At 69.9% G+C, this 25,376-nt stretch carries 28 protein-coding genes and 1 pseudogene; 23 read left to right on the plus strand and 6 right to left on the minus strand.

Annotation, left to right across the window (positions count from 1 at the left end; translation table 11 throughout):
- Positions 1 to 19: 19 nt before the first annotated feature.
- Positions 20 to 2,107 carry a transketolase gene (gene tkt / locus F3T56_RS01655; protein WP_149822824.1) on the minus strand — a complete coding sequence of 696 codons (2,088 nt, stop codon included), beginning with the start codon at positions 2,105 to 2,107 and terminating at the stop codon, positions 20 to 22.
- A 376-nt stretch (positions 2,108 to 2,483) separates the two neighbouring features.
- On the opposite strand from tkt, the gene F3T56_RS01660 reads away from it, so the two are divergent.
- The 4 genes from F3T56_RS01660 to F3T56_RS01675 all read left to right on the plus strand — a co-directional run bounded on the left by F3T56_RS01660 (position 2,484) and on the right by F3T56_RS01675 (position 5,844).
- Positions 2,484 to 3,440 carry a heme o synthase gene (locus F3T56_RS01660; protein ID WP_149822825.1) on the plus strand — a complete coding sequence of 319 codons (957 nt, stop codon included), beginning with the start codon at positions 2,484 to 2,486 and terminating at the stop codon, positions 3,438 to 3,440.
- A 97-nt stretch (positions 3,441 to 3,537) separates the two neighbouring features.
- Complete coding sequence (locus F3T56_RS01665; protein ID WP_149822826.1) at positions 3,538 to 3,900, plus strand: hypothetical protein; 363 nt, start codon at positions 3,538 to 3,540, stop codon at positions 3,898 to 3,900.
- A gap of 58 nt (positions 3,901 to 3,958) precedes the next feature.
- Positions 3,959 to 5,065: an amidohydrolase family protein gene (locus F3T56_RS01670; protein WP_149822827.1), complete on the plus strand. Its 1,107-nt coding sequence runs from the start codon at positions 3,959 to 3,961 to the stop codon at positions 5,063 to 5,065.
- A 41-nt stretch (positions 5,066 to 5,106) separates the two neighbouring features.
- Complete coding sequence (locus F3T56_RS01675; RefSeq protein ID WP_172638756.1) at positions 5,107 to 5,844, plus strand: nucleotidyltransferase domain-containing protein; 738 nt, start codon at positions 5,107 to 5,109, stop codon at positions 5,842 to 5,844.
- Positions 5,845 to 5,866: 22 nt separating this feature from the next.
- On the opposite strand, the gene F3T56_RS01680 is transcribed toward F3T56_RS01675, so the two are convergent.
- The 3 genes from F3T56_RS01680 to F3T56_RS01690 all read right to left on the minus strand — a co-directional run bounded on the left by F3T56_RS01680 (position 5,867) and on the right by F3T56_RS01690 (position 8,623).
- Complete coding sequence (locus tag F3T56_RS01680) at positions 5,867 to 6,868, minus strand: COX15/CtaA family protein (protein ID WP_149822829.1); 1,002 nt, start codon at positions 6,866 to 6,868, stop codon at positions 5,867 to 5,869.
- 67 nt (positions 6,869 to 6,935) lie between these two features.
- Complete coding sequence (locus F3T56_RS01685) at positions 6,936 to 7,703, minus strand: ABC transporter permease (RefSeq protein ID WP_149822830.1); 768 nt, start codon at positions 7,701 to 7,703, stop codon at positions 6,936 to 6,938.
- Positions 7,700 to 8,623, minus strand: a complete 924-nt coding sequence (locus tag F3T56_RS01690) for an ABC transporter ATP-binding protein (protein ID WP_149822831.1) — start codon at positions 8,621 to 8,623, stop codon at positions 7,700 to 7,702. The genes F3T56_RS01685 and F3T56_RS01690 overlap by 4 nt, the downstream gene beginning before the upstream one ends.
- A 447-nt stretch (positions 8,624 to 9,070) precedes the next feature.
- On the opposite strand from F3T56_RS01690, the gene F3T56_RS01695 reads away from it, so the two are divergent.
- From F3T56_RS01695 to F3T56_RS01730, 8 genes are read left to right on the plus strand one after another with little or no spacing between them, the layout of a single operon-like run.
- Complete coding sequence (locus tag F3T56_RS01695; protein WP_149822832.1) at positions 9,071 to 9,802, plus strand: helix-turn-helix transcriptional regulator; 732 nt, start codon at positions 9,071 to 9,073, stop codon at positions 9,800 to 9,802.
- Positions 9,799 to 11,223: a Fe-S cluster assembly protein SufB gene (gene sufB, locus F3T56_RS01700; protein ID WP_149822833.1), complete on the plus strand. Its 1,425-nt coding sequence runs from the start codon at positions 9,799 to 9,801 to the stop codon at positions 11,221 to 11,223. Before F3T56_RS01695 ends, sufB begins: the two co-directional genes overlap by 4 nt.
- A 60-nt stretch (positions 11,224 to 11,283) precedes the next feature.
- Positions 11,284 to 12,465, plus strand: coding sequence for a Fe-S cluster assembly protein SufD (sufD, locus tag F3T56_RS01705; protein WP_149822834.1), 1,182 nt, complete (start codon positions 11,284 to 11,286; stop codon positions 12,463 to 12,465).
- Positions 12,465 to 12,785: a non-heme iron oxygenase ferredoxin subunit gene (locus F3T56_RS01710; protein ID WP_149822835.1), complete on the plus strand. Its 321-nt coding sequence runs from the start codon at positions 12,465 to 12,467 to the stop codon at positions 12,783 to 12,785. The genes sufD and F3T56_RS01710 overlap by 1 nt, the downstream gene beginning before the upstream one ends.
- Positions 12,786 to 12,792: 7 nt before the next feature.
- The gene (gene sufC / locus F3T56_RS01715; RefSeq protein ID WP_149822836.1) at positions 12,793 to 13,557 is read left to right on the plus strand and encodes a Fe-S cluster assembly ATPase SufC; all 765 of its coding nucleotides are present in this window, start codon (positions 12,793 to 12,795) and stop codon (positions 13,555 to 13,557) included.
- Positions 13,554 to 14,810 carry a cysteine desulfurase gene (locus F3T56_RS01720; RefSeq protein ID WP_149822837.1) on the plus strand — a complete coding sequence of 419 codons (1,257 nt, stop codon included), beginning with the start codon at positions 13,554 to 13,556 and terminating at the stop codon, positions 14,808 to 14,810. The genes sufC and F3T56_RS01720 overlap by 4 nt, the downstream gene beginning before the upstream one ends.
- Before the next feature lie 16 nt (positions 14,811 to 14,826).
- Entirely contained in the window at positions 14,827 to 15,294 is a 468-nt protein-coding gene (gene sufU, locus F3T56_RS01725) for a Fe-S cluster assembly sulfur transfer protein SufU (RefSeq protein ID WP_149822838.1), read from the plus strand.
- Complete coding sequence (locus F3T56_RS01730; protein ID WP_149822839.1) at positions 15,291 to 15,623, plus strand: metal-sulfur cluster assembly factor; 333 nt, start codon at positions 15,291 to 15,293, stop codon at positions 15,621 to 15,623. The genes sufU and F3T56_RS01730 overlap by 4 nt, the downstream gene beginning before the upstream one ends.
- A 79-nt stretch (positions 15,624 to 15,702) precedes the next feature.
- On the opposite strand, the gene F3T56_RS01735 is transcribed toward F3T56_RS01730, so the two are convergent.
- Positions 15,703 to 16,635: an AbfB domain-containing protein gene (locus F3T56_RS01735; protein WP_172638757.1), complete on the minus strand. Its 933-nt coding sequence runs from the start codon at positions 16,633 to 16,635 to the stop codon at positions 15,703 to 15,705.
- 306 nt (positions 16,636 to 16,941) lie between these two features.
- Here F3T56_RS01735 and F3T56_RS01740 point away from each other — a divergent pair, with 306 nt between their 5' ends.
- From F3T56_RS01740 to F3T56_RS01775, 8 genes are all read left to right on the plus strand, one after another.
- A complete protein-coding gene (locus F3T56_RS01740) occupies positions 16,942 to 17,262 on the plus strand; it encodes a DMT family transporter (protein ID WP_149822840.1) in 321 nt (106 codons plus the stop codon).
- Entirely contained in the window at positions 17,262 to 17,798 is a 537-nt protein-coding gene (locus F3T56_RS01745) for a TetR/AcrR family transcriptional regulator (protein WP_149822841.1), read from the plus strand. Before F3T56_RS01740 ends, F3T56_RS01745 begins: the two co-directional genes overlap by 1 nt.
- Positions 17,799 to 17,886: 88 nt before the next feature.
- Positions 17,887 to 18,510, plus strand: a complete 624-nt coding sequence (locus tag F3T56_RS01750; RefSeq protein ID WP_246203316.1) for an RNA polymerase sigma factor — start codon at positions 17,887 to 17,889, stop codon at positions 18,508 to 18,510.
- A 2-nt stretch (positions 18,511 to 18,512) separates the two neighbouring features.
- Entirely contained in the window at positions 18,513 to 19,508 is a 996-nt protein-coding gene (locus tag F3T56_RS01755) for a CU044_5270 family protein (protein ID WP_246203317.1), read from the plus strand.
- Positions 19,509 to 19,683: 175 nt separating this feature from the next.
- Positions 19,684 to 20,673, plus strand: coding sequence for a 2,3,4,5-tetrahydropyridine-2,6-dicarboxylate N-succinyltransferase (gene dapD, locus F3T56_RS01760; RefSeq protein WP_149822842.1), 990 nt, complete (start codon positions 19,684 to 19,686; stop codon positions 20,671 to 20,673).
- 117 nt (positions 20,674 to 20,790) lie between these two features.
- A complete protein-coding gene (locus F3T56_RS01765) occupies positions 20,791 to 21,015 on the plus strand; it encodes a hypothetical protein (protein ID WP_149822843.1) in 225 nt (74 codons plus the stop codon).
- A 162-nt stretch (positions 21,016 to 21,177) separates the two neighbouring features.
- The gene (locus F3T56_RS01770; RefSeq protein WP_149822844.1) at positions 21,178 to 21,735 is read left to right on the plus strand and encodes a SigE family RNA polymerase sigma factor; all 558 of its coding nucleotides are present in this window, start codon (positions 21,178 to 21,180) and stop codon (positions 21,733 to 21,735) included.
- Complete coding sequence (locus tag F3T56_RS01775; protein WP_149822845.1) at positions 21,732 to 22,958, plus strand: WD40 repeat domain-containing protein; 1,227 nt, start codon at positions 21,732 to 21,734, stop codon at positions 22,956 to 22,958. Before F3T56_RS01770 ends, F3T56_RS01775 begins: the two co-directional genes overlap by 4 nt.
- Before the next feature lie 178 nt (positions 22,959 to 23,136).
- Here the strand turns inward: F3T56_RS01775 and dapA are convergent, their stop codons facing one another.
- A complete protein-coding gene (gene dapA / locus F3T56_RS01780) occupies positions 23,137 to 24,042 on the minus strand; it encodes a 4-hydroxy-tetrahydrodipicolinate synthase (protein ID WP_172638759.1) in 906 nt (301 codons plus the stop codon).
- A gap of 76 nt (positions 24,043 to 24,118) precedes the next feature.
- Between dapA and F3T56_RS49975 the strand changes: the two are divergent.
- The 3 genes and pseudogenes from F3T56_RS49975 to F3T56_RS01795 form a co-directional block, all read left to right on the plus strand.
- Positions 24,119 to 24,454: pseudogene (locus F3T56_RS49975) on the plus strand (hypothetical protein); the annotation flags it as partial.
- 25 nt (positions 24,455 to 24,479) lie between these two features.
- Positions 24,480 to 24,881 (plus strand): phage holin family protein, encoded by a 402-nt coding sequence (locus F3T56_RS01790; protein ID WP_246203318.1) that lies wholly within the window; start codon positions 24,480 to 24,482, stop codon positions 24,879 to 24,881.
- An 8-nt stretch (positions 24,882 to 24,889) separates the two neighbouring features.
- A complete protein-coding gene (locus F3T56_RS01795) occupies positions 24,890 to 25,375 on the plus strand; it encodes a DUF3618 domain-containing protein (protein WP_172638761.1) in 486 nt (161 codons plus the stop codon).
- The last annotated feature ends 1 nt before the right edge of the window (position 25,376 follow it).

Raw genomic sequence — 25,376 nt, forward strand, 5'->3', positions numbered from 1 at the left:
ACGTGTCGTATGTAGAGCGTCAGCGCTGGGCGGCCGCGATCGATTCCTGGGCCACGGTGGCCACGTTCTCCGCAGTGAAGCCGTACTCCTGGAAGAGGACCTTGCCGTCGGCCGAAGCGCCGAAGTGCTCCAGCGAAACGATGCGACCCGCGTCACCGACGTACTTGTGCCAGGTGAGCCCGATCCCGGCCTCGACCGCGACACGCGCCTTGACGGACGGTGGCAGAACGCTGTCCCGGTACCCCTGGTCCTGCTCCTCGAACCACTCCACGGACGGCATGGACACCACCCGTGTGGGCACACCCTGCGCCTGAAGCTGCTCGCGAGCGTCCACGGCGACGTGCACCTCGGAACCGGTGGCGATCAGGATGACCTGCGCCTCGCCGCCCTCGGCCTCGAAGAGGACGTAACCACCCTTGGCGGCACCCTCGTTGGGCTCGTACGTCGGCACGCCCTGACGGGTCAGCGCGAGGCCGTGCGGGGCGCCCTTGCCGAACTCCTTGGTCCAGCGCCCCAGGATCTCGCGCCAGGCGATCGCCGTCTCGTTGGCGTCGGCCGGGCGGACGATGTTCAGGCCCGGGATCGCGCGCAGCGAGGCGAGGTGCTCGATCGGCTGGTGCGTCGGACCGTCCTCACCGAGACCGATCGAGTCGTGCGTCCACACGTACGTCACCGGCAGGTGCATCAGCGCCGACAGCCGCACCGCGTTGCGCATGTAGTCGGAGAACACGAGGAACGTGCCGCCGTAGATACGGGTGTTGCCGTGCAGCGCGATGCCGTTCATCTCCGCGGCCATGGAGTGCTCGCGGATGCCGAAGTGGATCGTGCGGCCGTAGGGGTTCGCCTCCGGCAGCGGGTTGTCCGCCGGCAGGAAGGACGACGTCTTGTCGATCGTGGTGTTGTTCGAACCGGCGAGGTCGGCGGAGCCGCCCCACAGCTCGGGGATCACCGCGCCGAGCGCCTGCAGGACCTTGCCGGACGCGGCACGCGTGGCGACACCCTTGCCCGGCTCGAACACGGGAAGGTGCGACTCCCAGCCGGCGGGCAGCTCACCGGCGGCGATCCGGTCGAACTCGGCGGCCCGCTCGGCGTTGTTGTTGCGCCACTCCTGGAGCCGCTTCTCCCAGCTGGCCCGGGCCTCACGGCCACGCTCGCCGAGCGCACGCGTGTGCTGGATGACGTCGGCGGCGACGTCGAAGCTCTTCTCCGGGTCGAAGCCCAGGACCTGCTTGGTGGCCGCGACCTCGTCCGAGCCGAGTGCCGAGCCGTGCGCGGCCTCGGTGTTCTGCGCGTTCGGGGCGGGCCAGGCGATGATCGAGCGCATCGCGATGAACGACGGCCTGTCGGTGACGGCCTTCGCCGCCTCGATCGCCGCGTACAGCGCGGCCGGGTCGAGGTCGCCGTTCTCCTTCGGCTCAACACGCTGCACATGCCAGCCGTAGGCCTCGTACCGCTTGGTGACGTCCTCGGAGACGGCCGTCTCGGTGTCGCCCTCGATCGAGATGTGGTTGTCGTCCCACAGCAGGATCAGGTTGCCGAGCTTCTGGTGACCCGCGAGGGACGAGGCCTCGGCGGAGATGCCCTCCTGGAGGCAGCCGTCACCGGCGATCACGAAGACATGGTGGTCGAACGGGGACTCGCCCTGCGGGGCCTCCGGGTCGAACAGACCGCGCTCGTAGCGGGCGGCCATCGCCATGCCCACGGCGTTGGCGACACCCTGGCCGAGCGGCCCGGTCGTCGTCTCGACGCCCCTGGTGTGCCCGTACTCGGGGTGACCCGGGGTCTTCGAGCCCCAGGTGCGGAAGGACTCCAGGTCCTCCAGCTCCAGGCCGAAGCCCCCCAGGTACAGCTGGATGTAGAGAGTCAGGGACGAGTGGCCCGCGGACAGCACGAAGCGGTCACGGCCGGTCCAGTCCGGGTCGGCGGGATCGTGGCGCATCACCTTCTGGAAGAGGGTGTACGCGGCGGGCGCGAGGCTCATCGCCGTACCCGGATGGCCGTTTCCGACCTTCTGTACGGCGTCGGCGGCGAGGACGCGGGCGGTGTCCACGGCCCGCTGGTCCAGTTCGGTCCACGCGAGGTCTTTAGTGGTCGGCTTGGTGCTCACCCTGGGTCAGGGCTCCTCTCCACATGTTTTGGTGCCGGCGTTCTCAGGGCGCCGGCCGCAGTCGAGCCTACCCCTGTGACAACGCGCATTTTTTCGAGTCATTCCACACTGCAAGGGCTATGTCTGGCCCGCCTCCCGACCAGTGGTTCCGCATGGTGAGACCAGGGGGTTCCGCTGTTCGACATCTGAATACGGAGCCGCTCATCCGACTGCTCAACCGAAGTGCGTTCGGGGTCTCCGAGAGGGCCCTGCCAACACGACCCGACCCCCTTGAAAGGCTGACTCTGGGCAACGTCTACAGTGGCGTGGTACGCGCGAGCCGTTACGGGGAGTTCACAACCGGAGGGCTTGCTGGGAGTCTCTGTCAGGGGTGTGCGTGACGGCCGTCGAATCCCGTCCACCGGGAGCGCTGGGCGCGAGCAACACGATCAGCAGCCGGGGTCAGCGGCCGTTCGGGGCCCGCGTCAAGGCGTTCGTGGCGCTGACGAAGCCGCGGATCATCGAGCTTCTGCTGATCACCACCGTGCCGGTGATGTTCCTGGCCGAACAGGGCGTCCCGGATCTCTGGCTGGTGCTCGCCACCTGCATCGGCGGCTACCTCTCGGCGGGCGGCGCCAACGCGCTCAACATGTACATCGACCGCGACATCGACGCGCTCATGGCGCGCACCTCGCAGCGTCCGCTGGTCACCGGAATGGTCACCCCGCGTGAGGGCCTCGTCTTCGGTCTCACTCTGGCCGTTGTGTCCACCGTCTGGTTCGGCGTCCTCGTCAACTGGCTGTCCGCCTGGCTGTCGCTCGGCGCGCTCCTCTTCTACGTCGTCGTCTACACGATGCTCCTGAAACGGCGTACGTCACAGAACATCGTCTGGGGCGGCATCGCAGGCTGCATGCCGGTCCTCATCGGCTGGTCCGCCGTGACGAACTCGATGTCCTGGGCCGCCGTCATCCTCTTCCTCGTCATCTTCTTCTGGACGCCGCCGCACTACTGGCCGCTGTCGATGAAGGTGAAGGACGACTACGCGCGCGTCGGCGTCCCGATGCTCCCGGTCATCGCCTCCAACCGGGTCGTGGCCCGCCAGATCGTCCTCTACAGCTGGGTCATGGTCGCGGTCTCCCTGATGCTGACCCCCCTCGGCTACACGGGCTGGTTCTACACGTCGGTCGCCCTGGTGACGGGCGGCTGGTGGCTGTGGGAGGCGCACGGGCTGCAGAACCGCGCGAAGGGCGGCGCGACCGGCGCGAAGCTGAAGGAAATGCGCCTGTTCCACTGGTCGATCACGTACGTGTCGCTGCTGTTCGTGGCGGTGGCGGTGGACCCGTTCCTGAGGTGAGTTCTTCGGCCGCGTGGATTGGCCGCGTGGATTTCGTGGTCAAGGCCACGTAGCCCTGCCGTCGCTCCCCGCTCTACCCATCGGTAGCATCCTGACCATGGCAGACACCAAGCAGGTTGACGAGGCCAAGGACGCCAAGGCGGCGGCGAAGGCCGAGCGTAAGGCAGCCAAGTTGGCGAAGCAGATCGGCACGTTCGCCAAGGCCCACGGTGGAGCCGAGGCCCAGGTCGCCTACATCGGCCAGCGCGGCGCCCGTATCGTCCTGGTCGGCGAGGACGGCGGCTGGGGCGACCTCGTGGCCCCCACCTACGCCGTCGCCGAGGAAGCGGTGAAGAAGGCCGGCGTCACGGTCCACGACGACTTCGACGGCGAGTTCGCCGCCAAGGTGAAGACCGGCCCGTACGAGTGGACGCGGATGGCCGGAATCCAGCTCGGCGGACCCGGCAACAGCAACACCTGAGACCGACTCACCCGTTAGGACCTGTGGGAGCACACGGGTCCAGCCACGGGGAGTCCGGATGATCGAAACCATGTCCCTCGTGGACCAGTACTGCCACGGCGTACTGAGAACGGAGCTGGGCCTCGGCACCTTCGAGGCCCACCTCGCCCGCAGCGAGGGACCGCCGGCGCCCGGCACCACCTTCTTCGACACCCAGACCGGCTTCGCCGTACGCCGCTGGTGTCCGCCCCTGCTCGGCCTGGAACCCCACTGCCCACCGGCCCGCTATCTCGCCCGGCGCCGCGAACTGGGCGTACTGGAGGCGGGCCGCAGACTGCTGCGGGGCAGCGGCATCACCACCTACCTCGTCGACACCGGCCTGCCCGGCGATCTCACCGGCCCGGCCGAGATGGCCTCCACGGGGGACGCCGACGCCCACGAGATCGTCCGCCTCGAACTCCTCGCCGAACAGGTCGCCGACACCTCCGGCACCGTCGAGTCCTTCCTCGCCAACCTCGCCGAGTCGGTGCACGCCGCCGCCGAGCACACCGTCGCCTTCGCGTCGGTCGCGGGCGTACGGCACGGGCTGGCGCTCGCGCCCGAACCGCCGGGCCCGGGGGAGGTGCGGGGCGCCGCCGGACGCTGGCTCACCCACCGGCCCGTCGGCGGGAGCCTCACCGACCCGGTCCTCCTGCGGCATCTGCTGTGGATCGCCGTCGCCTCCGGCCGCCCCCTCCAACTCCACGCGGGCCTCGGCGAACCGGGCCTGCGCCTCGACCGCACCGACCCCGCCCTGCTCACCGACTTCGCCCGCGCCACGGCTGGCCTCGGCACCGACCTGGTCCTGCTGCACGGCTACCCGTACCACCGCCACGCGGCCCATCTCGCCGGGGTCTTCCCGCACGTCTACGCCGGCCTGGGCGCCGAGCTGGTCCGCACCGGCGCCCGGGCCGCCGCCGTACTCGCCGAGGTCCTCGAACTCGCCCCCTTCGGCAAGCTCCTCTTCTCCAGCGGCGCCCACGGCCTGCCCGAGCTGCACGTGGTCGGGGCCCGGCTGTTCCGCGAGGCGCTGGCACGGGTGCTGGGGACCTGGGTGGCGGAGGGCGCCTGGTCCCTGGGGGACGCGCAACGCGTGGCGGGACTGATCGCGGAGGGGAACGCGCGGCGGGTGTACGGGCTGGAGTAGCTGCCCAGAATCTCCGCATGACACATGAATTGACACATGGAATGACACATGGAGACGTGACTGGCCAGCTTCTCGGCCGCTTCCTCGCCGGATTACGCGACCTCGCGCCCGTCGCCGTCTGGGCCCACGGCTCGCTCGGCGGTGGCGACTACCGGGAGGGCCGCAGCGACCTCGATCTGATCGCCGTACTGGACGGCCCGATCACGCTCAGGACTGTCTGGCGCGTGGCGCGGCTGCACGCCCGCCTCGGTCGCGAGCCACTCGCCGGACAGCTCCACTGCACCTATCTGACGCCCGCCACGGCGCACGACGCGGAGCGCAAGCACCTCACCTGGGCGCACGAGCAGCTGTTTCGGCGGACGGTCACCCTGGTCACCCGGCGTGAGCTGCACACCTTCGGTGTGGTCCTGCACGGCGAGCGGCCCGAGGCGCTGCTGTTGCCGGTGTCGGACATCGAACTGGACGCCTTCGTCGTCCGGGACCAGAAGGAGTACCGGCGTCTGGTGGTCGACAAGGCCCACCTCTGGACCCAGGACGTCTGGGTCGACCTCGGTCTGCTCACCTTCGCCCGGGCCACGGCCACCCTGCGCGACGGCCGCCTGATCTCCAAACGCGAGGCCCTGGACCTGCTGCCCACCCTGGGCGCACCCGTCGAGGTGGTCGAGGACATCCGACGGCGCCGGTACGGGAAGCGGGCCGAGGAGGTACCCGGAAGGGCCGAGCTGACCAGGGAGTACCTCGCCCCGGCGATCGATGCCCTCGTACGGGCGTACTCCTGATACCGGCTTACGCGCCTGCCGCTTACGCGCGAGCGGCGACCGGGGTCTCCACCGCCGGTTCCGGCATGTCCACCTCGGCCGCCGGCCGCTCACGCAGGGCCAGCAGGACCCGGAGCGTCGCGATCCATACCAGGCAGGAGCCCAGCATGTGGGCGCCGACCAGGACCTCGGGGAGGTCGGTGAAGTACTGGACGTAGCCCACGAGCCCCTGAGCGAGAAGGATCAGGAACAGGTCGCGGGTGCGGTTCAGCGGGACGCGCGGGGCGTCGACCGCCTTCAGGACGAACCACAGGGCGAAGGTGAGCGTCACCACGATCCAGGCCAGGACGGCGTGCAGCCTGGTGACGTTCTCCCAGTTCAGCGGGATGCGCGCGACCTCGCTGGAGTCACCGGCGTGCGGGCCCGCGCCGGTGACGACCGTGCCGACCGCGATCAGCAGGGCGGTCGTGGCCACCAGGAACCACACCAGCTGCCGCACCGCCGTGCCGACCAGCGGACGCGGCTCGGTGTCGCCCTCGCGGGTCCGCTGCCACATCACCGTGGCGACGGCGATCAGCGCGGTGGAGAGCAGGAAGTGGGCGGCCACCGTATACGGGTTGAGGCCGACCAGCACGACGATGCCGCCGAGCACCGCGTTGCCCATGACGACCCAGAACTGCGCCCAGCCCAGCTTGGTGAGGCTCCGCCGGTACGGCTTCTCCGAGCGCGCCGCGATGATCGCCCAGCCGACCGCCGCGCACAGCACGTACGTCAGCATGCGGTTGCCGAACTCGATGTAGCCGTGCACGCCCATCGCGCGGGTCGCGGTGAGCGAGTCGTCGGTGCACTTGGGCCAGGTCGGGCAGCCGAGGCCCGACCCGGTGAGCCGTACGGCACCGCCGGTGACCACGATGACCACCGCCATGACGAGCGCGGCGAGGGCCGCGCGCCGGACCGTTCTGGGGTCCGGGGTCCAGCGTTCGGCGATGAAGGCGAGCGGGTTGCGCGCAGCGGATACGGCGTCGGCGCGGGTCACTTTTGGCACGGCCCCATGGTAGAGCGCAGCTTGTGCACGTATTCACGAGGGGTCGGACCGCCGCTATGACCTGCGGTTACTCCCAGCGGAAGAACCGGGCGGCCGCGCCCAGTCCGAGCACCGCCCAGACCGCCAGGATCCCCAGGTCGCCCCACGGCATTCCGGCGCCGTGCTGGAGTACGTCCCGCAGCCCGTCGGACAGCGCGGCGATCGGCAGCAGCCCGAGCACGCTCTGTGCCGCGTCCGGGAACTTGTCCAGCGGCACCACGACGCCGCCGCCCACGAGCAGCAGCAGGAACACCAGGTTCGCCGCAGCCAGCGTCGCCTCCGCCTTCAGCGTGCCCGCCATCAGCAGACCGAGGCCGGAGAACGCCGCCGTACCGAGGATCAGGAGGAGGAGTACGGCCACGGGGTTGCCCTGCGGCGACCAGCCCATCGCGAAGGCGATCACCGTGAGGAGAACCACCTGGAGGACCTCGGTGACCAGCACGGACAGGGTCTTCGCGGTCATCAGGCCCCAGCGGGGGAGCGGTGATACGGCCAGCCGCTTGAGCACGCCGTACCGGCGCTCGAAGCCCGTGGCGATCGCCTGCCCCGTGAACGCCGTCGACATCACGGCGAGCGCGAGGATGCCGGGGGCCAGGAAGTCGACGGCCTTCCCCTCACCCGTGTCGACGATGTCCACGGAACCGAAGAGGACCAGCAGGAGGGTGGGGATGACGATCGTCAGGAGCAGCTGCTCGCCGTTGCGCAGCAGCATCTTCGTCTCCAGGGCCGCCTGCGCCGCGATCATGCGGGGGAGGGAGGCGGCGCCGGGCCTCGGCGTATAGGTGCCGGTGGTCACGAGCGCAGCTCCTTGCCGGTGAGTTCGAGGAAGACGTCTTCGAGGGTGTGCCGCTCCACCGAGATCCTGTCCGGCATCACGCCGTGCTGGGCGCACCAGGACGTGACGGTGGCGAGGAGTTGCGGGTCGACCTTGCCGGTCACGCGGTACACGCCCGGGGTCAGTTCGACGGCGGTGGAGTCGGCGGGGAGCGCCTTCAGCAGGGAGGCGACGTCGAGGGCCGGGCGGCCGGTGAAGCCGAGGGTGTTCTCGGCGCCGCCGCGGCACAGTTCCTCTGGGGTGCCCCGGGCTATGACCCGGCCGGCGTCGATGATCGCGACGTCGTCCGCGAGCTGCTCGGCCTCGTCCATGTAGTGCGTGGTCAGGATGACCGAGACGCCGTCCGCGCGCAGGTCCCGTACGAGGTCCCAGGTGGCCCGGCGGGCCTGCGGGTCGAGGCCGGCGGTCGGCTCGTCGAGGAAGACCAGCTCCGGCCGGCCGACCACGGCCATCGCGAGGGCGAGCCGCTGCTGCTGGCCGCCGGAGAGCCGCCGGTACGTGGTGCGGCCGCAGCTGCCGAGGCCCAGGCGCTCGATGAGGGCGTCGACGTCGAGGGGGTGGGCGTGCAGTTTGGCCACGTGGCGGAGCATCTCGTCGGCGCGGGCGCCGGAGTAGACGCCGCCGGACTGGAGCATCACGCCGATGCGCGGGCGCAGTGCGGTGGCCTCGCGGATCGGGTCGAGTCCGAGGACGCGGACCGTGCCCTCGTCGGGCTTCCGGTACCCCTCGCAGGTCTCGATGGTGGTCGTCTTGCCCGCGCCGTTCGGCCCGAGCACGGCGGTGACACCCGCTCTGGCCGTGAGGTCGAGCCCATCCACCGCGGTCTTCTCGCCGTACCTCTTCACCAGGGCCCGGACCTGGACCACGGGGTCGCTTCGCATGGGCCCGAGTCTAGGTACGGCGCCGGGTGCCAAGGTGGGCGGGTCCGGAGAACTCCTCCTCACGGGGCCGGTGTACCGGGGTCGGCGCCTGGCGGATCGCGCCCCCGCCGCCCCTTCGACCTCCGCAGGAGAGTTCGGGGGGCGCGGTTTGTGTGGCGGGTGCGGGTGGGTGGGGGTTGTTCGCGCAGTTCCCCGCGCCCCTTAAAAGCAGGGGGCGCCCCCGGGTAACCAGGGGCGCGGGGAACTGCGCGACCAGCCACGACGAACCTGCAGCCGCCCCACGAACCGCACCTCCCGCGCTCTCCGGCGCCCCTCTCCGCCCCTCAATCTGATCGATCAAAGATCATTTCCGCAGGTCAGGTTAGCTTTACCTAAGTGATGCACGGCACCGTCCGTCGCCACCGGCGCGGCTTGCTCGGGTCTGATGAATTACGCAACAATGGCGTTGTGAAAAACGTTGGCGCGGCTCCGCAGGAGGAACTCGCGACCGGTGAGCGTTCTACGCGCAACCGGGTCGCGCGGTCGATCCTGGACCACGGCCCGTCGACCGTGGCCGATCTCGCGGGGCGCTTGGGGCTGACCCAGGCGGCCGTTCGCCGGCACCTCGACGCACTGGTCGCCGATGATGTCGTACAGCCGCGTGAGCAGCGTGTCTACGGTGCGCGGACGCGGGGGCGGCCTGCCAAGGTGTTCGCCTTGACGGACTGCGGCCGCGACGCCTTCGATCAGTCGTACGACAAGCTCGCCGTGGACGCGCTCCGCTGGATCGCGGACCGGGAGGGCGGGCCGCAGGCGGTCGCCGCCTTCGCCCGCGCCCGGATCGCCGCCCAGGCGGGCGCGTACCGCAAGGCCGTCGAGGCGGCCGGCCTCGAACGGAAGACCGAAGCCCTGGCCAAGGCCTTGAGCGTCGACGGGTACGCTGCTACGGCACGCAGCGCTCCCCACCCCCACCAGGGTGAGCAGCTCTGCCAGCACCACTGCCCGGTAGCCCATGTCGCCGAGCAGTTCCCGCAGCTCTGCGAGGCCGAGACCGAGCTCTTCGCCGAACTGCTCGGTACGCACGTCCAGCGGCTGGCCACCATCGCCCACGGCGACGGCGTCTGCACGACGTTCATCCCCAGAGTTTCCAAGACAGCCACCAACGCATCTGCAAGCACGGCCGGGAGGAACCCCGCATGACTCTCCCCATCGAGGAGACCGCCCACCCTGAGCTCGAGGGCCTGGGTAAATACGAATACGGCTGGGCGGACTCCGACGAGGCCGGTGCCGCTGCGAAGCGCGGTCTGAGCGAGGACGTCGTCCGCGACATCTCCGCGAAGAAGAACGAGCCGGAGTGGATGACCAAGCTCCGCCTCAAGGGCCTGCGCCTGTTCGAGAAGAAGCCCATGCCGAACTGGGGCTCGGACCTGTCGGGCATCGACTTCGACAACATCAAGTACTTCGTGCGCTCCACGGAGAAGCAGGCGGAGTCCTGGGAGGACCTGCCCGAGGACATCAAGAACACGTACGACAAGCTCGGCATCCCCGAGGCGGAGAAGCAGCGCCTCGTCGCCGGTGTCGCGGCCCAGTACGAGTCCGAGGTCGTCTACCACCAGATCCGCGAGGACCTGGAGGAGCAGGGCGTCATCTTCCTGGACACCGACACCGCCCTGAAGGAGCACCCGGAGCTCTTCAAGGAGTACTTCGGCACCGTCATCCCGGTCGGCGACAACAAGTTCGCGTCGCTGAACACCGCGGTGTGGTCCGGCGGCTCCTTCATCTACGTGCCGAAGGGCGTGCACGTCGAGATTCCGCTCCAGGCCTACTTCCGTATCAACACGGAGAACATGGGTCAGTTCGAGCGGACGCTGATCATCGTCGACGAGGACGCCTACGTCCACTACGTCGAGGGCTGCACGGCGCCGATCTACAAGAGCGACTCTCTGCACAGCGCGGTCGTCGAGATCATCGTCAAGAAGGGCGCCCGCTGCCGCTACACGACCATCCAGAACTGGTCGAACAACGTCTACAACCTGGTCACCAAGCGCGCCGTCGCCTACGAGGGCGCGACCATGGAGTGGGTCGACGGCAACATCGGCTCCAAGGTGACGATGAAGTACCCGGCCGTCTACCTGATGGGCGAGCACGCCAAGGGCGAGACCCTCTCCATCGCCTTCGCGGGCGAGGGGCAGCACCAGGACGCCGGTTCCAAGATGGTCCACATGGCGCCGAACACCTCCTCCAACATCGTGTCGAAGTCCGTGGCGCGTGGTGGCGGTCGTACGTCCTACCGCGGTCTCGTCGAGATCGGTGAGGGCGCTGCCGGATCCAAGTCGAACGTGCTGTGCGACGCGCTGCTCGTCGACACCATCTCCCGCTCCGACACGTACCCCTACGTGGACGTCCGCGAGGACGACGTGTCCATGGGCCACGAGGCGACCGTCTCCAAGGTCTCCGAGGACCAGCTCTTCTACCTGATGAGCCGTGGTCTGAGCGAGTTCGAGGCGATGGCGATGATCGTGCGCGGCTTCGTCGAGCCCATCGCGAAGGAGCTGCCCATGGAGTACGCCCTTGAGCTCAACCGGCTGATCGAGCTGCAGATGGAAGGCGCGGTCGGCTGAGGCCCGCCTCCGGAACCAGCTAGCGAAATCTGACGTAGGAAAGAGAGCAGACCGACAGCCATGGCTGAGGCTCAGAACATCCCCGTGGGGTCCACCACCGCGGGCCAGATCGCGGTGGCCGCCGAGTCGACCGTCGCCACGCGCATGAGCGCGCCCCCGTCCTTCGACGTGGCGGACTTCCCCGTGCCGCACGGCCGCGAGGAGGAGTGGCGGTTCACCCCGCTGGAGCGCCTGCGCGGGCTGCACGACGGCACCGCCGCCGCCACCGGCGACGGCCTGAAGGTCGACGTCCAGGCCCCCGAGGGCGTCACCGTCGAGACCGTCGGCCGTGACGACGCGCGCCTCGGCAAGGCCGGCACCCCGGTGGACCGCGTCGCCGCCCAGGCGTACTCGGCGTTCGAGAAGGCCGGTGTGATCACCGTCCCCAAGGAGACGGTCCTCACCGAGCCGATCCGGATCGCTGTGCACGGCGAGGGCGGCACCGCCTTCGCCCACCAGGTGATCGAGCTGGGCGCCTTCGCCGAGGCCGTCGTCGTCATCGACCACACCGGTGACGCCGTGCTCGCCGCGAACGTCGACTACATCCTGGGCGACGGCGCCAAGCTGACCGTCGTCTCGGTCCAGGACTGGGACGACAAGGCCGTGCACGTGGCCCAGCACAACGCCCTCGTCGGCCGGGACGCGAGCTTCAAGTCGGTCGTGGTCACCTTCGGCGGCGACGTCGTACGGCTGCACCCGCGCGTCCAGTACGCCGGCACTGGCGGTGAGGCCGAGCTCTTCGGCCTGTACTTCACCGACGCCGGCCAGCACCAGGAGCACCGCCTCCTGGTCGACCACAATACCCCGCACTGCAAGTCGAACGTGGTCTACAAGGGCGCGCTCCAGGGCGAGGGCGCCCACGCGGTGTGGATCGGCGACGTGCTGATCGAGGCCAAGGCCGAGGGCACGGACACCTACGAGATGAACCGGAACCTGGTCCTCACGGACGGCGCCCGGGTCGACTCGGTGCCGAACCTGGAGATCGAGACCGGCGAGATCGTCGGCGCGGGTCACGCGAGCGCGACCGGCCGCTTCGACGACGAGCAGCTCTTCTATCTGATGGCCCGCGGCATCCCCGCCGAGGAGGCCCGCCGCCTCGTCGTCCGCGGCTTCTTCGCCGAGCTGGTCCAGCAGATCGGCCTCGACGACATCGAGGAGCGCCTCCTCGAGAAGATCGACGAGGAGCTGGAGGCGTCGGTCTGATGACCACCTACGTACGCGCCTGCGGACTGAGCGAGCTGGAGGAGGACACCCCGAAGCGGGTGGAACTCGACGGCACGCCGGTCTCGGTCGTGCGGACCGAGGGCGAGGTGTTCGCCATCTACGACATCTGCTCCCACGCGAACGTCTCGCTCTCCGAGGGCGAGGTGGAGGACTGCCAGATCGAGTGCTGGCTGCACGGCTCCGCGTTCGACCTCCGCACCGGCAAGCCGTCCGGTCTTCCCGCGACGCGCCCCGTCCCCGTATACCCCGTAAAGATCGAAGGGGACGACGTGCTCGTCTCCCTCACCCAGGAGTCCTGAGGCACCCATGGCAACGCTTGAAATCCGAGACCTGCACGTCACCGTCGAGGCCGACAACGCCACGAAGGAGATCCTCAAGGGCGTCGACCTCACCGTGAAGCAGGGCGAGACGCACGCCATCATGGGCCCCAACGGCTCCGGCAAGTCGACCCTCGCCTACTCGCTCGCGGGTCACCCGAAGTACACGATCACCGGCGGCACCGTGCTGCTCGACGGCGAGGACGTCCTGGAGATGTCCGTCGACGAGCGCGCCCGCGCGGGCCTGTTCCTGGCGATGCAGTACCCGGTCGAGGTCCCCGGCGTCTCGGTCTCCAACTTCCTGCGCACCTCCGCCACCGCGATCCGCGGCGAGGCCCCCAAGCTGCGCACCTGGGTGAAGGAGGTCAAGGAGGCCATGCAGCGCCTCAACATGGACCCCTCCTTCGCCGAGCGCAACGTCAACGAGGGCTTCTCCGGCGGTGAGAAGAAGCGCCACGAGATCCTCCAGCTCGAACTGCTCAAGCCGAAGGTCGCGATCCTCGACGAGACCGACTCCGGCCTCGACGTCGACGCGCTCCGGGTCGTCTCCGAGGGCGTCAACCGCGTCCGCGAGACCGGCGAGGTCGGCACCCTGCTGATCACGCACTACACGCGCATCCTGCGCTACATCAAGCCCGACTTCGTCCACGTGTTCTCGGCCGGCCGCATCGTCGAGTCCGGTGGTGCCGAACTCGCCGACAAGCTGGAGAACGAGGGCTACGAGGCATACACGAAGGGTGGCGTATCCGCGTGACACAGCTGCCGGGCCTCCTCGACACCGAGGCGATCCGCAAGGACTTCCCGATCCTGGACCGGCTGGTCCACGACGACCGGAAGCTCGTCTACCTGGACAACGCGGCGACCTCGCAGAAGCCGCGCCAGGTGCTGGACGCCCTGAGCGAGTACTACGAGCGCTACAACGCCAACGTCCACCGCGGTGTGCATGTGCTCGCCGAGGAGGCCACGGCGCTGTACGAGGGTGCGCGCGACAAGGTCGCCGCGTTCATCAACGCGCCCAGCCGCGACGAGGTGATCTTCACCAAGAACGCCTCGGAGTCGCTGAACCTCGTGGCGAACATGCTCGGCTGGGCCGACGAGCCCTACCGGGTGGACTCCGAGACCGAGATCGTCATCACGGAGATGGAGCACCACTCCAACATCGTGCCGTGGCAGCTGCTCGCGCAGCGCACGGGCGCGAAGCTGAAGTGGTTCGGCCTGACCGACGACGGCCGTCTGGACCTCTCCAACATCGACGAGATCATCACGGAGAAGACGAAGATCGTCTCCTTCGTGCTGGTGTCGAACATCCTGGGCACGGTCAACCCCGTCGAGGCGATAGTCCGCCGGGCGCAGGAGGTCGGCGCGCTGGTCTGCATCGATGCCTCCCAGGCCGCGCCGCACATGCCGCTGGACGTGCAGGCCCTCCAGGCCGACTTCGTGGCCTTCACCGGCCACAAGATGTGCGGCCCGACCGGCATCGGCGTCCTCTGGGGCCGCCAGGAGCTCCTGGAGGACCTGCCCCCGTTCCTCGGCGGCGGCGAGATGATCGAGACGGTGTCGATGCACTCGTCGACGTACGCTCCCGCCCCGCACAAGTTCGAGGCGGGCACCCCTCCGATCGCGCAGGCGGTCGGTCTCGGCGCGGCGATCGACTACCTGAACTCGATCGGCATGGACAAGATCCTCGCCCATGAGCACGCGCTCACCGAGTACGCGGTGAAGCGGCTCGCGGAGGTCCCGGACCTGCGCATCATCGGCCCCACCACGGCCGAGGACCGGGGCGCGGCGATCTCCTTCACCCTCGGCGACATCCACCCGCACGACGTGGGCCAGGTCCTCGACGAGCAGGGCATCGCCGTCCGGGTCGGCCACCACTGCGCCCGGCCGGTCTGCCTGCGCTACGGAATTCCTGCGACCACACGAGCGTCGTTCTATCTGTACTCCACGCCGGCCGAGATCGACGCACTGGTCGACGGCCTGGAGCACGTACGGAACTTCTTCGGCTGACGGGACGAGCGATCGCATGAAGCTGGACTCGATGTACCAGGAAGTCATCCTGGACCACTACAAGCACCCGCACGGGCGTGGTCTGCGCGATGGCGACGCCGAGGTACACCATGTGAACCCGACGTGCGGCGACGAGATCACGCTGCGCGTGAAGTACGACGGCACGAAGATCGAGGACGTCTCGTACGAGGGCCAGGGCTGCTCGATCAGCCAGGCCTCGGCCTCCGTGCTGAACGACCTCCTCGTCGGCAAGGAACTGACCCAGGCGCAGAAGATCCAGGAGACCTTCCTGGAGCTGATGCAGTCCAAGGGGAAGATCGAGCCGGACGACGCGATGGAGGAGGTTCTGGAGGACGCCGTCGCGTTCGCCGGAGTCTCCAAGTACCCGGCCCGGGTCAAGTGCGCCCTCCTGAGCTGGATGGCGTGGAAGGACGCGACAGCCCAGGCCCTGGGCGAAGCCGACGCCGAAAGGAAGACGGCATGACCGACACCGTGGAGATGAAGCCGGCCTCCGAGGAGGAGATCCGCGAGGCCCTGTACGACGTCGTCGACCCCGAGCTGGGCATCGACGTCGTCAACCTCGGCCTCATCTACGGCATCCACATCGACGACGCGAACATCGCGACGATCGACATGACCCTGACCTCCGCGGCCTGCCCGCTGACGGACGTCATCGAGGACCAGGCCAAGTCCGCCACGGACGGCCTCGTGGGCGAACTCCGCATCAACTGGGTCTGGATGCCCCCGTGGGGCCCCGACAAGATCACCGACGACGGCCGCGAGCAGCTTCGGGCGCTCGGGTTCAACGTCTGAGATCGACCGTGCATATGGCTGTGGCCCCCGGCGGACGCCGGGGGCCACAGCTGTGTTCAGGGTGACGACCGCTCAGGACTCAGGAGGAGAAGGCCTTCGTCAGCTGGAAGGTCGAGTCGGCGAGGTAGAGCCGGTTGTGGTCGTAGCGGTCCAGGCGGAGCTGGAAGTTGCGGTGGCGGACGAAGTAGCCGGGGTAGTTGACCGACTCCAGCATGACCGTGCCCGAGGTGTAGGAGCGGGGGCAGAAGGTGGCGTCCTGCTTGAAGAGGTTCGAGCCGTCGTTGCTCGCCGCGCGCAGCACGAAACTCTGGTGGCGCACGTAGCGGCCGTCCGCCATGCGGAAGGAGTAGCAGGAGGAGTTCGCGAGGCCGGAGACCAGCTTGAAGGAGGAATCCTCCCTGGTCTCGCTGCCGCTGTGGGAACTCACCTGGTCCAGCTGGATCCCGCCGCTGCGGTAGTGCCAGTAGCGGTCCGGGTAGTTGACGGACCGTAGGGACTTCCAGTTGGCGGACGTGGACGGCGGCCTCTTGGTGGGCGTCGTCGACTTCGACGGCTTGGCCGTCGGTTCGGCACCGCCCTGCTCGCTCTCGGACGAGTCGGAGTCGCCGGAATTCTCGGAGTCCGAGGAGCCCTTGCCCGCGTCCTTGCCGTCCTTCGACGCGTCCGCGGACTCCTGCGGCTCGGACAGACCGCTCTTCCCGTCGGGAGGCGTGGTCTGGGTGGGCGGCGTCGGGGGCAGGGAGAGGGAGGGGATCACCGGCTCGCCGGCCGAGGTGGTCCGGTCCGTCCGGTTCTGTGACGCGTCGTCATCGCGCGTGTCCTGCAAGGTGATCGCCGTGACGCAGGAGGAGACGACGGCCAGGGCCAGGGCGCCGGCCAGCCAGAGGCGGCGCGTGCCCGGTATGCGGGTGTCCTCCGGAGCCACGCCGGTCTCCCACACCTTCGCGGATCTGAGCACGGGAAGGTTGGGCGTGGTCTGGTCCGGATCAGGTCCGGGCTTTTTTGGCGGCATGCGCGGTTCCCTCGGCGTCGCCGAAGCGGACGCGAACTCGTCATGTGGGTCGGTGGTGGAGTCAGCTTCACCGGGGTGCGGGATCGTTGCGGTCGTCACGCATCCGGGAGATCGACCGTTGAAACAGTAGTGGACCAAGTGGCGTCCGTGGAGTGCTTTCAGTCAGCGCTTCCATAACGGAACGGCCCCGAAAGAACGCGTTGTTGGGGCCGCATTGCGCATGCGGAGGGCGTAAACAGGGATATGTACGGCCGATACGCGCGGCCGATGTGTACGGCCGTACGCATCATGTGTACGCTCGTACACATGGGATATCTGTTGCTCGGCTTCGCGATCGCCGCCGAGGTCGCCGCCACCACCGCCATGAAGTACAGCGACGGGTTCAGCAAGCTGCTCCCCTCGGTGGTCACTGCCGTCGGCTACGTCGTCTCGTTCGTACTGCTCGCCCAGGCGCTGAAGTCGATGTCGATCGGTACGGCGTACGCGATCTGGTCCGGCGTCGGCACCGCCACCGTCGCCGCGCTCGGTCTGGTGCTGTTCGGGGAGGGGCTGAGCCTCCCCAAGGTCGCAGGGATCGTGCTGATCATCGCCGGAGTCGTGGTACTCAACCTGGGAGGCGCCCACTGATGGCCCGGCGCTACGACCCCGAGCGACGGCGGCGGATCATCGACGCCGCGATCCGCGTGGTCGGCGAGAAGGGCATCGCCGGGCTGAGCCACCGCACCGTCGCCGCTGAGGCCGACGTACCGCTCGGCTCGACGACGTACCACTTCAAGGACCTCGACGATCTGCTGGTCGCCGCGCTGCGCCAGGCCAACGAGGACTTCTGCAAGGCGGTCGCCGCGCGCGATGCCCTCCAGGACCCCGACACCGACCTCGCCGCCGAACTCGCCGCGCTGGGACGCGAATGGCTCTCCGGCGACCGTACGGGCATCGAGGTCGAGTACGAGCTCTACCTCGCCGCCCTGCGCCGCCCCGCCCTCCGCCCCGTCGCCGACGAGTGGGGCCGGAGTTTCGCCGACTGCCTCGCCGGCCGCACCGATCCGGTAACCGCGCGGGCGCTGGTCGCGCTGATCGACGGGATCTGTCTGCAGGTGCTGCTGACAGGGGCGCCGTACGACGAGGAGTACGCGCGGGAGGTGCTGGGGCGGGTGATTCCCTGAGAATCCGGTGGCGCCGACCGTGAACCTTCCTTCGCCCAGCGGGGAACAGGGGGATGACAGGAACACGGCCGAGCAGGGGGAGAGCCTGGTGAGCGGACCACCGCAACGGGTGGGTACGGAGAGCTCGGCCGAGCGTGTGGAGGACGACGCCGAGGTCGTCGCGCAGTCGCTGGAGCAGCCCGAGTTGTTCGCGCGGCTCTACGACCGGTACGCGCCCGACATCCACCGGTACGTGGCCCGGCGGCTCGGCGACGGCATGGCCGACGACATCACCGCGGACACCTTCCTCACGGCGTTCCGTATCCGCGCCCGCTACGACCGCGCCCACACCAACGCCCGCCCCTGGCTCTACGGCATCGCGGGCAACCTCATCGGCAGGCACCGCCGTACGGAGGTGCGGGCGCTCAAGGCGCTGGCGCGCACCGGGCACGATCCGGTCGCCGCGTCCTGGAGCGAGACCTGGGTCGAGGAGACCGACAGCCGGGTGGCCGCGCAGGGGCCGCTCGCCGGAGCGCTGGCGGCGCTGTCGGCGGGGGACCGGCATGTGCTGCTGCTGGTCGCCTGGGCCGACCTCAGCTACCAGGAGGTCGCCCGGGCCCTGGACATCCCGGTGGGGACGGTCCGCTCGCGGCTCAACCGGGCGCGGCGGAAGGTGCGTATGGCACTGGGCGCCGATCCGACATTCGTGACCGACGCGGCGGAGGTGATGTGATCATGCAGGAACTGACGCGGGTGAGGGAGCTGCGCGCGGACGCCCCCGCCCCCGACAGGGCCCGCCTGACGCCGGGACGGCAGCGGCTGCTGGCGGCGGCGCGGACCGACGAGCGACCCCGGGCGGTGTGGGATCAGCGCCGCAAGGTTGTGGTCGCCCTGGTCTTCGTGGCCGTGTCGGCGATCGCCGTCGCCACGACGGTCGTCGTGGACGGGGGCGGCGCCGAACGGAAGGTCACGCCCGCGGTGTCGCCCACCACCACCGGCCCGCACCTGGAGGGGATGACCGCCCCCGAGCTGCTGGAGCGGGCGGCGACAGCCGTGGAACGGCAGCGACTCCTCGTCGAGCCACGGGAGACCGACTCGATCGTCACCGAGCAGTACCTGGAGTACCCCGGCGTCGAGGACTCCGTCAGGGAGCGGTGGGTCAAGTTCGACGAGGCCGCCTACAACCTCGGCCCCGCGACCCCGGCGGACCGGAGGGAGGAGCGCCGGATCGTGCACGACGGCCCGGAGGACTGGCAGCCCCTCAGCCACTCGCCGAAGCAGGTGTACGACTTCCTGGCCACCCTGCCCGCCGACGGCGAGGGGACGCTGCAGGCGCTGCGTGAGCGGAACGCCGTTCCCGATGCCGCCGGCGCCGGTCAGGCAGAGCGGGACTATGCCGAGATCGCCCCCCTCCTGGACGCCGACGCCCAGCCGATGAGGGGGCTCGCGAGCCTCTACCGTGCCCTCGCCACCGTGCCGGGCGGCACCGTCGTCGACCACCAGGTCGAGTACGGGTACGGGGAACGAGCCGTGGCCCTGAGCTACCCCGCCCGCCTGGACACCCCGAACGCCCCCGCGAACGCCACGACCGAGTGGCTGCTCGACCCGGAGACGTACCGGGTCGTGGGCCACCGTTCGCTCGTCGACGGCGAGGTGCGCAGCAGCGTCTCGGTGGCGAGCCGGATCGTGGTCCACGAGGAGCAGGAACAGCAGGAACGCAAGACCGACTGACCACTCCCGAAACGGGCGGCCCGCGCCATTGGGGGGACGCGGGCCGCCCGTACTTTCCGCGGCGGGGCGCCGCCGGCCCGTACCCTGAGACGCCCCGGCGGCTGGTTGGCCCGCACCCTGAGACGCCCCCGCCGCTGGTTGGCCCGTACCGCCCCCGGCCGGTTAGGTTGCCCTCATGACCGAAACGACTGCTCCTCGCACCACCGGCGCCGTGGCCGCCGGCCTCGCCACGATCGCCGCCGACGGCACTGTTCTCGACACCTGGTTCCCCGCGCCCGAACTCGTCGCCGAGCCGGGCCCGTCCGGTACGGAGCGGCTCTCCGCCGAGCAGGCCTCCGACCTGCTGGGCGGCGGCGCGACGGCCGCCCTCGGTCCGGACACGCGCCGGGGCGTCGAGGTCGTCGCGGTCCGTACGGTCATCTCCTCCCTCGACGAGAAGCCGATCGACACGCACGACGCCTACCTGCGTCTGCACCTGCTCTCGCACCGCCTGGTCAAGCCGCACGGCCAGAGCCTGGACGGCATCTTCGGCCTCCTCGCCAACGTCGCCTGGACCTCGCTGGGCCCGGTCGCCGTCGACGACATCGACAAGGTCCGCCTGAACGCCCGCGCCGAGGGCCTGCACCTCCAGGTGACGTCCGTCGACAAGTTCCCGCGCATGACGGACTACGTGGCCCCCAAGGGCGTCCGTATCGCCGACGCGGACCGGGTGCGGCTGGGCGCCCACCTCGCCGAGGGCACGACCGTCATGCACGAGGGCTTCGTCAACTTCAACGCCGGCACCCTCGGCACGTCGATGGTCGAGGGCCGCATCTCTGCGGGCGTCGTCGTCGGCGACGGCTCGGACATCGGCGGCGGCGCCTCCACCATGGGCACCCTCTCCGGCGGCGGCAACGTCATCATCTCCATCGGCGAGCGCTGCCTGATCGGCGCCGAGGCGGGCGTCGGTATCGCCCTCGGCGACGAGTGCGTGGTCGAGGCCGGCCTCTACGTCACCGCCGGTACCCGCGTCACCATGCCCGACGGCCAGATCGTCAAGGCCCGCGAGCTCTCCGGCGCCTCCCACATCCTCTTCCGCCGCAACTCGGTCACCGGCGCGATCGAGGCCCGACCGAACAACGCGGTCTGGGGCGGCCTGAACGAGATCCTGCACAGCCACAACTGAGCCCACGAAAGTCCCACGTACGAGGTATTCGGCGTGACCTTCCGGCGGTGCAGGCAGATGAACGGGTGGACCCAGGGTCCGATCAGAAGCCGAACCGACGAAATGAGGGGCCGAGGGATGAGGAACGACCGGGCGAGGACCGTGGCACGAGTGGCCACCGGGGTACTGGCCACGGCGGTGGTGTGCTGGCTGCCGGCCGGGGCCGCGCACGCCGACGAGACCAACAAGAACTCGCACAACGGCCCCCGGATCGGGCTCATCAACGTCGGGCAGGTCGACGACCCGGCGGAGGACGTGCTGGAGCACACCCTGCTGTTCGGTAACGGGTACCGCTGGGGCTGATCCCCACCGTTCGTTTCGGGGCCCGTACGCGTTCGCGCGTACGGGCCCCGAACCCGTTTCCGGGACTTTCTTCGCCGTGGTGGCATAGCGGGGGGCGGGTCGGCTCGTCACATGGGGCACAGGGGGCGGGACACAGGGCTCCCCGAGGAAGAGAAGGTGACGATGGATGCCGCAGGGCAGGAGAGTTTCCGGGAGTTCGTGGCCGGGCGGTCGTCGGCGCTGCTGAAGACGGCCGTACTGCTGAGCGGCGGGGACCGGCACGCCGCGGAGGACCTGCTGCAGAACGCGCTCATCAAGGCGGCCGGGCGGTGGCAGCGGATCGACGAGCCCGAGGCGTATGTACGGCAGATCCTCTACCGGCAGCAGGTCAGCCGCTGGCGGCTGAAGTGGCGGCGCCGGGAGCTGACCGTCGCCGAACCGCCGGAGAGCGCCGGCGCCGCGGACGGGGTGGCCGGGGTGGAGCTGCGGCTGGTGATGCGCGGCGCGCTGGCCCGGCTGACCGCGCGTCAGCGGACCGTGCTCGTACTCCGTTACTTCGAGGACCTGCCCGAGGCCGAGGTGGCCCGGATCCTCGGATGTTCCGTCGGGACCGTCCGGTCCACGACCCACCGCTCGCTCGCCCGGCTGCGCGCCCTCGCGCCCGAACTGGGCGCGCTCGGCCCCGCCGCGGTCGAACAGAAGCCGTCCGCTGACTTCTCGCCCGTGGAGGTGCGTCCGTGAACGTCGATGAACTGGTGCGTGACGCGCTCCGCGAGCAGGCCGACGAGCAGTCGCCGCTCGCCTCGGGCTTCGCCGACCGGGTGCTGGCCGTCCGGCGGCGCCGCCGGAACCGTACGATCGCGGGTGCTGCCGCCGCCACGGCCGCGGTGGTGGCCGTCGCGGTGGGGGTGCCCGCGCTGAGCGGCGGCGGGGAGGACGTGCGGCCCGCCAGTGAGATGAACAAGAGCGACATCATCGCGCACCCCGACCAGTCGCCGCCGAAGAACATGATCGCCGCGGGGGACACGGCGCTCGCCGCGTTCTTCGTGTACGACCTTGTCAAGCAGTCGAACGGCGACAACATCCGCACCCGTACCTACGGGCTCCTCGACCAGAAGACGGGCAAGTACCGCAAGGTCAAGTGGGCGTTCCTCGACGTCGCGCCCGGTATGCGCACCGCGGCCGTGCTGGAGGGCGAACTGCCCGCCAAGCGGATCGGGTTGCTCGACATGATCACGGGCAAGGTGGACCGCTGGATCCCGGTGGACCACGGTGTCGCGTTCGTCGAGTTCTCCCCGGACGGGCAGAAGCTGCTCGCGACGACCTACTCCAAGAACCCCGACCGGAACTTCGCCGACCATCCGCAGAGCGTCAACGGCAAGGAGGAGCCGGGCCCGGTCGCCAGCCGGACCGGGTTCTCCGTCGTGGACGTGGACACGGGCGAGGAGAAGTGGCACAAGGCGCCGCAGTGGAAGGACGAGTGGGGCTTCTTCTACAACAGCCGGGAAGACTTCCAGTGGAGCCACGACGGCGAGACCGTCTGGTCCGACACCGGCGAAGAGCCGTTCAAGGAGTTCTACGACCTCAACGGCGACAAGACGGGCATCCCGGATTCCGAGAAGTACGTCAGCTACGCCAAGGCAGGGCTGTCCCCGAACGGGAAGCTGATCGGGGGCGAGTTCGCCGGTCGCGGCGAGGAGATCTCCTCCGAGATCGTCGACGCGCGCACCGGCGAGAGGGTCACCACCGTGCCGGGCCAGCAACTGCTCGCCTGGGCCGACGACGAGCGGGTCATCGCCTGGGGCTGCGATCCGAAGAGGTGCGGCGGCAAGGGCGAGTTCCGCAACCAGCTCATCCTGCTCACCATCGGCAGCGACAAGGTCGTCCAGCTCAGCGACTTCCGCAAGGCCTCGGCGGACTATCCCGGCCGCTGGGAGCCGGTCTTCGCCGAGCGCTGGAGCTGACGGGCGGCGCCTGGACCCGCACTTCGCAGGTCGCCGGAAAGGTTCTCCGCAGCGGCCCCACCGCGTCCGATCTCGACCGGGCCGGGCCGGGACAGTTATCGCCGCTGCGGTTCCGATCGGCTGGCGATCAGCTACGACCGCTTGATCTTCACGATCGGGTGACCTGCGAAGTCCGGGCCTAGACCGTCGTCAGTTCCTCGTACGCCCTCAGCAGCCCGTCGGCCGTCTCGCGGTCGGCGGGCCGCAGGGGTGCGCGGACCGGGCCCGCGGGCAGGCCCAGCCTGTCGAGCAGGGCCTTCGCCGTCACGGTGCCGGGCAGGCCGGAGGACATCATCAACTCGGTGAGGGGGATGGTCCGTCGCTGGAGCCGGGCCGCCTCGGCGGTGTCACCGGCGTCGAACGCGTCGATGATCGTCCGGAAGTGCCGGGGCGCCACATTCGCGACCGTACTGATGTAGCCCGAGCCGCCGATCGCGTACAGCGCGAGGACGTACTCGTCGCAGCCCGTGTAGTACGCCAACTCCGTCTCCGCCAGCACCTTCTGGGTGCCGAGGAGGTCGTACGCGCAGTCCTTCACCGCTACGATCCGGGGGTGGGCCGCGAGCCGGATCATGGTTTCCGGTTCGATACGGGTGCCGGTGCGGCCGGGGATGTCGTACAGGGCGACAGGCAGGCCGCAGGCGTCGGCGAGTTCGCGGAAGTGGGCCTCGACCGCGTCCTGCGGGGGCCTGCTGTAGTACGGCGTCACCGCCAACAGGCCGTCCGCGCCCGCCTTTTCGGCCGCCCGGGCCAGCTCCACGGTGTGCAGGGTGTCGGCGGTGCCCACGCCCGCCACGACGCGGGCCCGGTCCCCGACCGCCGCGCGGACCGCGCGGATCAGCTCCGCCTTCTCCGTGTCCGACGTCGTCGGCGACTCACCCGTCGTACCGGACAGCACCAGCCCGTCGCAGCCCTCCGCCACGAGCCTGTCGGCGAGCCGCTGGGCACCGTCGAGGTCGAGCGCGCCGGTCGCGGTGAAGGGCGTGACCATCGCGCACAGGGCGCGGCCGAAGGGGATGGAGGGGGTGGGGCGTGGAGTCGTCATGGGGGTAGTCTCGGCAGACCGACGGTGAAGCTCCACTTAATTCTTCTACGAAGTACTGGTCAGGTTTGCTAAAGCGGGACGCAAGCACCGGGCGCCCGCCCGCCGGTGCGACTGCGGCTTCCGCTGCGTCCACGACCGTACGGCGGCCGAGGCGCTGCTGTGCACCGCCGAGCACCGTGCGGCCCTGCTCCTTGAGGTCTCCGTCCTCGGCGCGTACATCCGCGGGTGCGTGCGCGGGCGTACGTCGGTGTCGCCCGACTCCTTCGCCCGACTCCTTCGCGCGGCTCGCGGCGCAGGGGTAGCGCGGGGCGAGCGGGGTACCCGGGGTGTCCCGATATGTGAGGAGGCGGGACACCGTGACCGGAACCACCCAAACCAGGCCCGCGTCATCCGCGCCGTCCGTGGCATCTGAGCCGTCCGTGGCATCCGCGCCGTCCGTGCGTTCCGGACCCGGCGGGCACAACGGCCACCACTCCGTGGGACAGCTGGTCGGGCAGGCCACCGAACAGCTCTCCCTCCTCGTACGGCAGGAGGTCGCCCTCGCGAAGGTGGAGCTGGCCCAGAAGGGGCGGCGCGCGGGGCGTAGCGGCGGGCTGCTCGGCGCGGCCGGAGCCGTCGCGTACGTCGGGTTCGTGGCCGGGGTCGGCGCCGCGGTCGCCGCGCTGTCCCTGGTGGTGGAGGTCTGGGCCGCCGCACTGATCGTCATGGGAGCGCTTTTCGTGATCGCCGGCGTACTGGCCGCGATCGGGCGCGCCCAACTGCGGCGGGCCACACCGAAGGAGGCCCTGTACAGCGTCAAGGCCGATGTGGACGAGATCAAGGGAAGGGCACGGCGATGATGATGGCCATGGGAGCTTCCGGCGGTCACAAGCAGTGGGCCGGCGCCAAGGGACCGGATGAACTGCGGCGGCAGATCGAGATGACGCGGAGCCGGCTCGGGGACACCGTCGAGGAACTGGCCGCCAAGGCCGATGTGAAGGGGCGGGCCCGTGCACGGGTGCACTCCGTGCGGGAGCGGGTGCCCGGGCAGGCGGTCGCAGCCGGCGGAGCCGGGGTGGCCGCAGTGGCCGCCGGGGTCTACGCGTGGCGGCACTCCACCATGTCCCGTCCGGCGACGCCACTGGCGCGGCTCACCAAGCTTCGTCCGGCGCCGACCCCAATGGCGCGGCTGCGACGCCAACTGCCGTCCGTGCACTCCCTGCACGCGAGGGGACGCCAACTGCCGTCCTTGCACTCCCTGGACCCACGGGGACACGGGCTGCCGTCCTTGCACTCCCTGCACCCGAGGCGACGCCGGCTGCCGACCCTGCACTCCCTCGACCCGAGGCGGTGAG

The organism is Streptomyces tailanensis, assembly GCF_008386495.1.
Lineage (GTDB): Bacteria > Actinomycetota > Actinomycetes > Streptomycetales > Streptomycetaceae > Streptomyces > Streptomyces tailanensis.

What these genes read in the sequence shown, in the direction of transcription:
- F3T56_RS01665 (WP_149822826.1), top strand. Translation starts at nt 3,538, where the DNA reads ATGGCAGACACCAAGCAGGTTGACGAGGCCAAGGACGCCAAGGCGGCG.
- F3T56_RS01670 (WP_149822827.1), top strand. Translation starts at nt 3,959, where the DNA reads ATGATCGAAACCATGTCCCTCGTGGACCAGTACTGCCACGGCGTACTG.
- F3T56_RS01675 (WP_172638756.1), top strand. Translation starts at nt 5,107, where the DNA reads ATGACACATGGAGACGTGACTGGCCAGCTTCTCGGCCGCTTCCTCGCC.
- F3T56_RS01690 (WP_149822831.1), bottom strand. Translation starts at nt 8,623, where the DNA reads ATGCGAAGCGACCCCGTGGTCCAGGTCCGGGCCCTGGTGAAGAGGTAC.
- sufB (WP_149822833.1), top strand. Translation starts at nt 9,799, where the DNA reads ATGACTCTCCCCATCGAGGAGACCGCCCACCCTGAGCTCGAGGGCCTG.
- sufD (WP_149822834.1), top strand. Translation starts at nt 11,284, where the DNA reads ATGGCTGAGGCTCAGAACATCCCCGTGGGGTCCACCACCGCGGGCCAG.
- F3T56_RS01710 (WP_149822835.1), top strand. Translation starts at nt 12,465, where the DNA reads ATGACCACCTACGTACGCGCCTGCGGACTGAGCGAGCTGGAGGAGGAC.
- sufC (WP_149822836.1), top strand. Translation starts at nt 12,793, where the DNA reads ATGGCAACGCTTGAAATCCGAGACCTGCACGTCACCGTCGAGGCCGAC.
- sufU (WP_149822838.1), top strand. Translation starts at nt 14,827, where the DNA reads ATGAAGCTGGACTCGATGTACCAGGAAGTCATCCTGGACCACTACAAG.
- F3T56_RS01730 (WP_149822839.1), top strand. Translation starts at nt 15,291, where the DNA reads ATGACCGACACCGTGGAGATGAAGCCGGCCTCCGAGGAGGAGATCCGC.
- F3T56_RS01735 (WP_172638757.1), bottom strand. Translation starts at nt 16,635, where the DNA reads ATGCCGCCAAAAAAGCCCGGACCTGATCCGGACCAGACCACGCCCAAC.
- F3T56_RS01740 (WP_149822840.1), top strand. Translation starts at nt 16,942, where the DNA reads ATGGGATATCTGTTGCTCGGCTTCGCGATCGCCGCCGAGGTCGCCGCC.
- F3T56_RS01745 (WP_149822841.1), top strand. Translation starts at nt 17,262, where the DNA reads ATGGCCCGGCGCTACGACCCCGAGCGACGGCGGCGGATCATCGACGCC.
- F3T56_RS01755 (WP_246203317.1), top strand. Translation starts at nt 18,513, where the DNA reads ATGCAGGAACTGACGCGGGTGAGGGAGCTGCGCGCGGACGCCCCCGCC.
- dapD (WP_149822842.1), top strand. Translation starts at nt 19,684, where the DNA reads ATGACCGAAACGACTGCTCCTCGCACCACCGGCGCCGTGGCCGCCGGC.
- F3T56_RS01765 (WP_149822843.1), top strand. Translation starts at nt 20,791, where the DNA reads ATGAGGAACGACCGGGCGAGGACCGTGGCACGAGTGGCCACCGGGGTA.
- F3T56_RS01770 (WP_149822844.1), top strand. Translation starts at nt 21,178, where the DNA reads ATGGATGCCGCAGGGCAGGAGAGTTTCCGGGAGTTCGTGGCCGGGCGG.
- dapA (WP_172638759.1), bottom strand. Translation starts at nt 24,042, where the DNA reads ATGACGACTCCACGCCCCACCCCCTCCATCCCCTTCGGCCGCGCCCTG.
- F3T56_RS01795 (WP_172638761.1), top strand. Translation starts at nt 24,890, where the DNA reads ATGGGAGCTTCCGGCGGTCACAAGCAGTGGGCCGGCGCCAAGGGACCG.